At 34.6% G+C, this 7,426-nt stretch carries 7 protein-coding genes; 2 read left to right on the plus strand and 5 right to left on the minus strand.

Going from position 1 to position 7,426, the window contains the following annotated elements; genetic code table 11:
• Positions 1-167 precede the first annotated feature (167 nt).
• The gene (locus JO950_RS20505; RefSeq protein WP_202704302.1) at positions 168-1,433 is read left to right on the plus strand and encodes a hypothetical protein; all 1,266 of its coding nucleotides are present in this window, start codon (positions 168-170) and stop codon (positions 1,431-1,433) included.
• A 17-nt stretch (positions 1,434-1,450) separates the two neighbouring features.
• Entirely contained in the window at positions 1,451-1,870 is a 420-nt protein-coding gene (locus JO950_RS20510) for a hypothetical protein (RefSeq protein ID WP_202704304.1), read from the plus strand.
• Positions 1,871-2,074: 204 nt separating this feature from the next.
• Here JO950_RS20510 and JO950_RS20515 read toward each other — a convergent pair whose 3' ends face one another.
• The 5 genes from JO950_RS20515 to JO950_RS20535 all read right to left on the minus strand — a co-directional run bounded on the left by JO950_RS20515 (position 2,075) and on the right by JO950_RS20535 (position 7,412).
• Positions 2,075-4,471, minus strand: a complete 2,397-nt coding sequence (locus tag JO950_RS20515; RefSeq protein WP_202704306.1) for a TonB-dependent receptor — start codon at positions 4,469-4,471, stop codon at positions 2,075-2,077.
• A gap of 166 nt (positions 4,472-4,637) precedes the next feature.
• On the minus strand, positions 4,638-6,185 hold the full coding sequence (locus JO950_RS20520) for an alkaline phosphatase family protein (protein ID WP_202704308.1): 1,548 nt from the start codon (positions 6,183-6,185) through the stop codon (positions 4,638-4,640).
• A gap of 91 nt (positions 6,186-6,276) precedes the next feature.
• Positions 6,277-6,573, minus strand: a complete 297-nt coding sequence (locus JO950_RS20525; RefSeq protein ID WP_202704309.1) for a transposase — start codon at positions 6,571-6,573, stop codon at positions 6,277-6,279.
• 139 nt (positions 6,574-6,712) lie between these two features.
• Positions 6,713-7,063, minus strand: coding sequence for an immunity 51 family protein (locus JO950_RS20530; RefSeq protein ID WP_202704310.1), 351 nt, complete (start codon positions 7,061-7,063; stop codon positions 6,713-6,715).
• A 7-nt stretch (positions 7,064-7,070) separates the two neighbouring features.
• Positions 7,071-7,412 (minus strand): hypothetical protein, encoded by a 342-nt coding sequence (locus JO950_RS20535; RefSeq protein WP_070905575.1) that lies wholly within the window; start codon positions 7,410-7,412, stop codon positions 7,071-7,073.
• Positions 7,413-7,426: the final 14 nt, after the last annotated feature.

Here is a 7,426-nt window from a genome sequence, read left to right on the forward strand (position 1 = left end):
TTGTGTATTAGAGACAGATATAAAATACTATACGTATTTTTTTTTTTGAAAAATCCATTAAACTGAATAAATACTCTTACATAACAAGTTTAAATTCATTGCAAAATATGATACAAAAAACAAAAAATATATTGAATCTACTAGTACTAACATAAGTAAGTACGTTTATGACCGGCTGTCAAAGCGATGAAATAAAAACTACGGTCATAAATCCTGATGTAACTTCAGCAAAAGAATGGTTTGACAGTAACGGTTCAAATCTAGAATCACTAAAGTACACAAAAAAAATAGACTGGGAAAATGCAGCCATATCTATTGAAGGTGAGGCTAAAACAATAGAAATTCCTCTTATGCTGTTTGACAATACATCTACAAATGTTATTGGCGATACTGATTATAGGACTTATATGTCATTATTATTCATTTCAAATAAAAATGAAGAATATCAGATCTTTGATATTATTTACACTACAAAAAATAAAAATATAAATAATGGTAAAGAATTTAATCTCTATAAAACTGATTCCATATATTCGGGATATATCACGATCCAAAACAGTAAAAACAAAATTATTTATTCTGGAGAATTTCAAAACGGTCAACATATTAGATATCATAACAGAGCTCCAATACAGAATGTCACTTCAAAATACATATGCACATACTACGTTACAGTTGGTCCTATTACGACTTGTAGTAATTGGAGTTGGGTACCTGACAATATACCAGTGCCAGGAGTTCCCTATTTTCCAGGAGGTCCGTCCTTTCCTGGCGGTCAACCACCTCCAGTTATAAAACTAGATCCCTGTGCACAAGCCGCAAAAATGTCTATTGACGGAAAAGACCCCGTTTTTCTATCCGCAAAAAAAAACATCCTTAATGCTGATCCAAAAATAGAGCATAGTATTACTTTAACTAGACGGAATAATCAATTAGGACAGATAGCTATGAATAGTGGTGGCACTTCTAGTGTAAAAGTAAACACTAACTGGCATGGATCTTTTGCTGCCATGCACAACCACCCAAATAATACTCCACTATCTGCAGGTGACATTTATACTGGTATAACTTTAAATGTAAACAATCGTAATTTTACAACTTCGTACATTCTAACGGGAGGAGAGGTATATGCAATTGTTATAACCAATTTGCAAGCAGCAAAAGATTTTGCTGCTGCTTATCCTGCTGATCAGATACCAGGCTACAATCCCGAATTTCCGGACGTTCTTTTTGACCAACTGCAAATTTTAGTCACTACCTTTGGTTCTTCTATTGATGGCAGGACTGAAGCAATGTCAGTAATTTTAAATAAATATAATGCAGGAGTCACTTTGATGAAACAAGATTCTGCAGGACAATTCAAACCGTTTAATACTAAAGAATCTATACTACCCAATGGCAACAAGTCTTACACCTCAATACCTTGTAATTAACAAATAATTCAAAAAAAATGAAAAAGCTATTAAAAACATTTATACTTCTGCTATTACTAATTAACTATAGCTGCAAAGCACAGCAATTGGTACAAACTCCTAATGATATATTTAAATTAAAAACAAATGAACAGCAGTTTCTCAATAAGCCTCTGAAAAACCTTCTAAAAGAAATAAAACCTGAAATAAAAACGGCTTTTGCTATCACTGACAGTCCTTCATTTTTCACTTTTAGTTTTTTGAGTCCTTCGGAAATTAATCAAAAAGTTGTTGGACGAAAAAACATAAGCTTTTATGTCTATGTAAAGGAACCTGTTGATTGGAGTGATGATAAAAGGCCTAAGGGAAAGGAATATATATGGACAGCACAAGATATTGAAAAGTATGGTAACCTAACAGTAATTAGGATTAAAGTAATTGAAAGAATAGAGAACTAAATATATAACTAAGAACAAATCCTATTTTAAATTGTACTAACCCTCGATGTTTCCCATTTTTCAATAATAGATTAGACAAAATAAAATCGCACACGATTAACCTTAAGCTTTACACAAGCATTCTAATTGCATTACAAGTCATCAAACAAAAAAAGGCTCGAACATTACGTTCGAGCCTTTTTGTATTCAGTATTCTAAAAAAAACTAGAATTTATAAGTTAAACTTCCCATAACAGTACGTGGAGCCTGAACATTTATTGTCGTATAACCATTAAAATACAATTGGTCTGGTAAGTTATTTACTTTTAAAGACACTCTGTATTTGGGCTGATCGTAGTACAAAGCAGTATTAACCACAGCATATGACGGAAGCTCAAAAGTTTGACCAGGTCCGTTATTGTAAATGTAGGTAGCGTCTCCATAATTCCCTCCAAATCCTAGACCTAATCCTTTCAGTTTTGTTTTTTGAAGGTTATAGCTGAACCAGTAATTGATTAGATTTTCAGGTCCTGCAGTTACAGGTCTTAAATCATTTAATTTAGAGTTATTATTAGAGTACCCCACAAGAAGGTTCAATCCTGGAATTGGGTTAGCTGTAAGCTCTACTTCAAAACCTTTGCTATATTGTGTTCCGTTTTGTATGCTCGCATTTGGAAGATTCGGATCTGCGATTACAATATTGTCAACTTTGATATCATAATAACTAAAAGTTGCGCTTACTTTATTCTGGAAAGCATTCACTTTTACACCAACTTCAAGCTGATTTGCTTTTTCAGGATCAAACTGTTTCATTTCAAGCTTCCCGCCAACATTAGCATTTAAGAATCCTTTATTGGTAAAACTATTTTGGTAATTTCCAAAAACAGATACCTGATCTTTTACGATTTGATACACGGCACCAAATTTTGGTGAGAAAGCATTTTGAGAAAAATTGTCCGCTTTTGTATTCGAAGCAGGATCAAATGATCCTTTATTTTGAAAATGATCAAAACGTACTGCTGCCGAAAGAATTAATCTTTCTGTAATGTTGATTGCATCTGCTACGTAAACACTATATGTTGCTATAGAACTGTTAGTAGTATAAGGAGGATTCCCTTTTCCGGTAAGTGCATCCTTTACATTTGTTGGGTTAAAGTCATAATAATTAGTCACCGCTCCTGTATACTTTATGGTATCAAACGCCGCATAACCCGGTAAACTTTGGTACACTAATTTATTTGAACCGTAATAGATATCACCACCTACTAAAAAGCGGTTTCTCATGGATCCAATTTTGAAATCACCATTAAAGTTTTGTTGGAATTCGATCGCGTTATCTTTTCCATTTGCATCCCAGGCGTTTCTTGAGAATTCCTGATCTTTCAAAAGGTAAAACCATGTCTGTAAACCACTTGCTTTGTTAGAACTGCTGCTGAATACGGTTTGAGAAGTCCATTCTTCTGAAATTTGATAAAGAGCCTGTGCGAAAACGTTTAATGTTTTGGTGTTGGTCATAAATTCATCTCCTAAAAATGATCTTTTGAAATTTACATCCAAATTCTTAGCATTATTAACGCCTAAGTCAGCAATAGAAACTCCAAAAGGAAGATAAATTAAAGGCATACCGGAGTTGTCCTGATTTCCAATTTCGGCATCGATAGAGATGGTAAGTTTATCGTTTACTTTATAAGCAAAAGACGGCGCTACGAAGAAACTCTTTGAATAACCGAAATCCTGAAAAGTATTTGCATTTCCAAAAGCAGCATTCAATCTGAACAATGCGGTATGGTCGTCATTAATTGGAGTATTGATATCGGCCGTTAAACGGTTAAAACCATAACTTCCGTTTTGATATGAAATTTCTCCACCAAAATTATCATAAGGTTTTTTAGTCACACGATTGATTAATCCACCGTAAGAAGAAACCACATTTCCAAAAAGTGTAGCTGATGGCCCTTTTATTACTTCGATTCTTTCTAAATTTACCGCATCAGTATTACTGTTTACTTTTCCGGCAAGACCATTTCTTACCAAACTCTGAGTGGTAAATCCGCGTAAGGAATACCATGAAGCTCCGTCACCGGCACGATTAGTGGCTGCCCATAATTGATATAAACCCGGTACATTTTTTAATGCCTCATCCTGATTGGTTACCAACTGATCTTTGATCAACTCTTTAGTAACCACATTATAAACCTGTGCATTTTCAAGGTTTTTAATTGTCATCCTCGACACATACTGGCTTTCAGATTTGGTATATTTATTAGCATTCCCTTTTACAAATACTTCTGTAAGTGCTTCAGATGTAGTTAGCAGTGTAAAATTTTCAACAAGATTACTTCCTGCTGAAACTTCAACATTTTTTTCTTTAGAGGAAAACCCAATTACCGAAACCTTCAGAATATAATTTCCGGGTCTGATGTTCTTGATCTCATAATTTCCCTGAGCGTCAGTGGTAGTTCCAATCTTTGTTCCTTTCAGTGTTACAGAAATATTATCTGCTGCCTCATCATTAGACAATGAAACCGTTCCTTTTATTGTACCCGTCTGCGCAAATGATGCAGAAGCCGTAAGCAGCATCATCAAACAGCCCAAAAGTGGCAATAGTACTTTTACTTTCATGTTATTTAGAATTATTTTTAATAACGCAAATGTATTATTTGTATCAAATCAAACCAAATTATTTTGAATTATTCTAGATAACAACCCTGTTTTGATACTTTTAAGTACTATTTTTCATTCTTTTACTTAAAAAAAAGCAATAATCATTTTTTCTAATAAAATTAAATTAGAATCTTTTGATGAACTCCATCATGTCCCCAATGGTTTTTATATCTTCTTTTTGAGTATTACCAAGCCCTCTCTCCTTTTCAATATGTAATAAACTGATTAACATCGCTTTTTGCAATCCGTTTAATGGATCACTGCTCGTATCAGGCTCAGGAAGCAGATCCTCCAATTTCATTTCCCAGGGGATATCAGGCCACTCCGTTCTCTTTTGGCTCGAAAAAACTTCAGTAAAAGGCCGAATTTTAGCATCTTTATCCCTATCGGTTAACGGATCCAGTCCCCACTTCTGGCATACCGTTTTTATAAATGAAGTATGTTCAAACTGCCCGTTGATTATGGTACCGGGCTGAATATAAGAAGAAACCATTATCATAGGAACACGTACCCCAAAACGATCAAAAGTAAAATCGCACTCCCCTTTCATACCGGCAACAGGCGGCACTGTCTCCGGCGGACTAACATGGTCATAACAACCACCATGTTCATCATGCGTAATGATAAAAAGTATTTTATCTCTTTTTGGACTATTCTTGATAGCAGTATATACCTCTCGTATCAATTCATCCCCTAATTTTACGGTACCAACAGTTAAAGCATGATTCACTGCCGATGGATGCTGGTCGTTGTGTTTGTGAAGAAACTGCGGTTCTACAAAGGAATATTGTGGCAGGGTTCCAAATTCTAAATCTACAAAAAAGTCAAGATGTCCGTGAGTATTGTATTTTCCTTCTCCAAAGCCATTCACAATATTGGTCAGGCTTAACGGTGCAATAGGTGAATAGACTTTCCACGAAACATCCTTTTCATTCATGCGTTCAAAAATAGTTGGAAGCGACCAAACCTCTTTGATCCACGAATCCATATCATGCAAGTCAGCATCAATTCCGGAGAGTCCACTCCCATCCTCACCAAGAGGATTAATAACTTTACCTCCTGAACTGGCAGCATGCCAAAAGGCCCGATTGCAATAAGTTTGGCTCGGTACCGAACAATACCAATGATCAAAAACCGCAAATTCCTTTGCCAAAGTGGCCATTGCCGGAATCTGATCGGGCTGAAAACACTGCATGATTACCTCATACTGTTCGTATGTGGGGCTGTCAATACGATAGGTTGCCCTCAGATTACTCTCGTAATCGTTGACAAAACCATTCATACCCGCCTTAGGAGGCACAGGATTAGGCAGATTGTAAGGTTTTGTCATTAAATAATCAGATAACCCAACATTAGACAAAGGCTCAATGTTGTTGAAAAGCTGCGTATTCACATGTGGATATTCTTCACCCGGATCGGGATAAGGTGTCTGGTAATTTGCAGCACGTGAAGGAGAAATACTGGTATTCCCTAAATTATTAGTTACTCTTGGAGGTATTGGATTGGCATACTCAATTTCAGGATTATAAAGTCCGTCAAAAGACTTATTTGACGGCACTTCTTCCTTTTCATAGAGATATCCTAAAAGATTGTCGAACGAACGGTTTTCCAGCATTAAAACTACGATATGCTCAAAAGTTCCTAACCCGTCAAATTGATTCTGATTTTCCATTTTTTCCGTTTTTTTTTAGTTCTAAATGTAAGAAAATAAAAACAAATAAGACTTGAGTAGTTTTACGCATTTTGTGAATTTCGATTGAAATCTATAAGCAAACGTTCTTACCAAATGCCAAATTTATACTGGTATCAAAATACGATAAGTTATTTGCTATCATACCTTTGACTACTTTATGTTTAAAATCTAAACTAAAAGTAGTTTTGGTTTTGTTAATTTCTAATCCTAAAATCCCTTTGGATTGATACAAACTAACCCATCTTCGTAATACAGAATGATCAATACCAGCTTCATTTGAAATAGCAGTATAGGATAGGTGATTCTCAAGATACTTTAAAACTTGTTCAAGTTTAAATTCTGCTGTAAAATTTCTTTTTTTATTCATAAAAAATGGCCCCAAATAGTGTCTAACTATTTGGGGGCAGTTCAAAATGAGCGGGGTTTAGTTTTTATAATCTTGTTGTTACAGATCGAAAGAATAACAAATTGAAAGTTTCATTTTATTTATTTAATTCCCTAAAGCACTAATCTAATTCTGCTCTTGAAAACAAATCAAGAATTAACTCTTTATTTTCACAAGCTTCTTTAAATGAAATAATAAAAGATTTTAAGGCTTCGGAATCTGAAGAATAGGCACAAAACATGCTTCCTTCGGGATCAAACTTAACAATATTTATTAACTCTGTTTTTTTTTCTTCTAAAAAAACTTGTGCAAGAGAGCCCCAATCATATCCATTTCCTTCAAAACCTTCTTCTTCTCGTGTTTCAAAAATTTCAGTTTTATACTCCCCAACATTAAGGCATACCGAAACACTATTTTCATGTTCAACCCAAAAAAAAGGATCTATTGACTCCATAAAATCATCCAAATTCATATAATATTTAAATTTTATCTAGTTCAGAAAATAATAAATCAGCTGATTCTTTAACACCATCCCTAAAACTAGCGGGTATTTTTTTTCCACATCTTTCGAACCAGGCATAAAAAGTTTCTTTAATTTGGTTTCTGTTTAGTTTTGCTACCCTTCTATTCGCCATTTCAGGATATTTCTTACTCAAATATACAAAAACATCAATATGAACCAATAGAGCTTGGCTAGCCTCGTCAGCTGTTCTTAACCATTCTTCTACCTCTAAGATTTGTTTTATTGCCAAATTAAAATAACGAGCCGGCTCTAAATCAGCCATTTGATTTCCTTCCGGTGCTGCACTGTAAACTTTCATTTATTCTATACTAT

Source organism: Flavobacterium sp. UGB4466, from assembly GCF_903469665.1.
Lineage (GTDB): Bacteria > Bacteroidota > Bacteroidia > Flavobacteriales > Flavobacteriaceae > Flavobacterium > Flavobacterium lipolyticum.

Bases quoted from the DNA above. Each gene is read 5' to 3' on its own strand.
- JO950_RS20505 (WP_202704302.1), top strand. From the start codon at position 168: ATGACCGGCTGTCAAAGCGATGAAATAAAAACTACGGTCATAAATCCT.
- JO950_RS20510 (WP_202704304.1), top strand. From the start codon at position 1,451: ATGAAAAAGCTATTAAAAACATTTATACTTCTGCTATTACTAATTAAC.
- JO950_RS20515 (WP_202704306.1), bottom strand. From the start codon at position 4,471: ATGAAAGTAAAAGTACTATTGCCACTTTTGGGCTGTTTGATGATGCTG.
- JO950_RS20520 (WP_202704308.1), bottom strand. From the start codon at position 6,185: ATGGAAAATCAGAATCAATTTGACGGGTTAGGAACTTTTGAGCATATC.
- JO950_RS20525 (WP_202704309.1), bottom strand. From the start codon at position 6,573: ATGAATAAAAAAAGAAATTTTACAGCAGAATTTAAACTTGAACAAGTT.
- JO950_RS20530 (WP_202704310.1), bottom strand. From the start codon at position 7,063: ATGAATTTGGATGATTTTATGGAGTCAATAGATCCTTTTTTTTGGGTT.
- JO950_RS20535 (WP_070905575.1), bottom strand. From the start codon at position 7,412: ATGAAAGTTTACAGTGCAGCACCGGAAGGAAATCAAATGGCTGATTTA.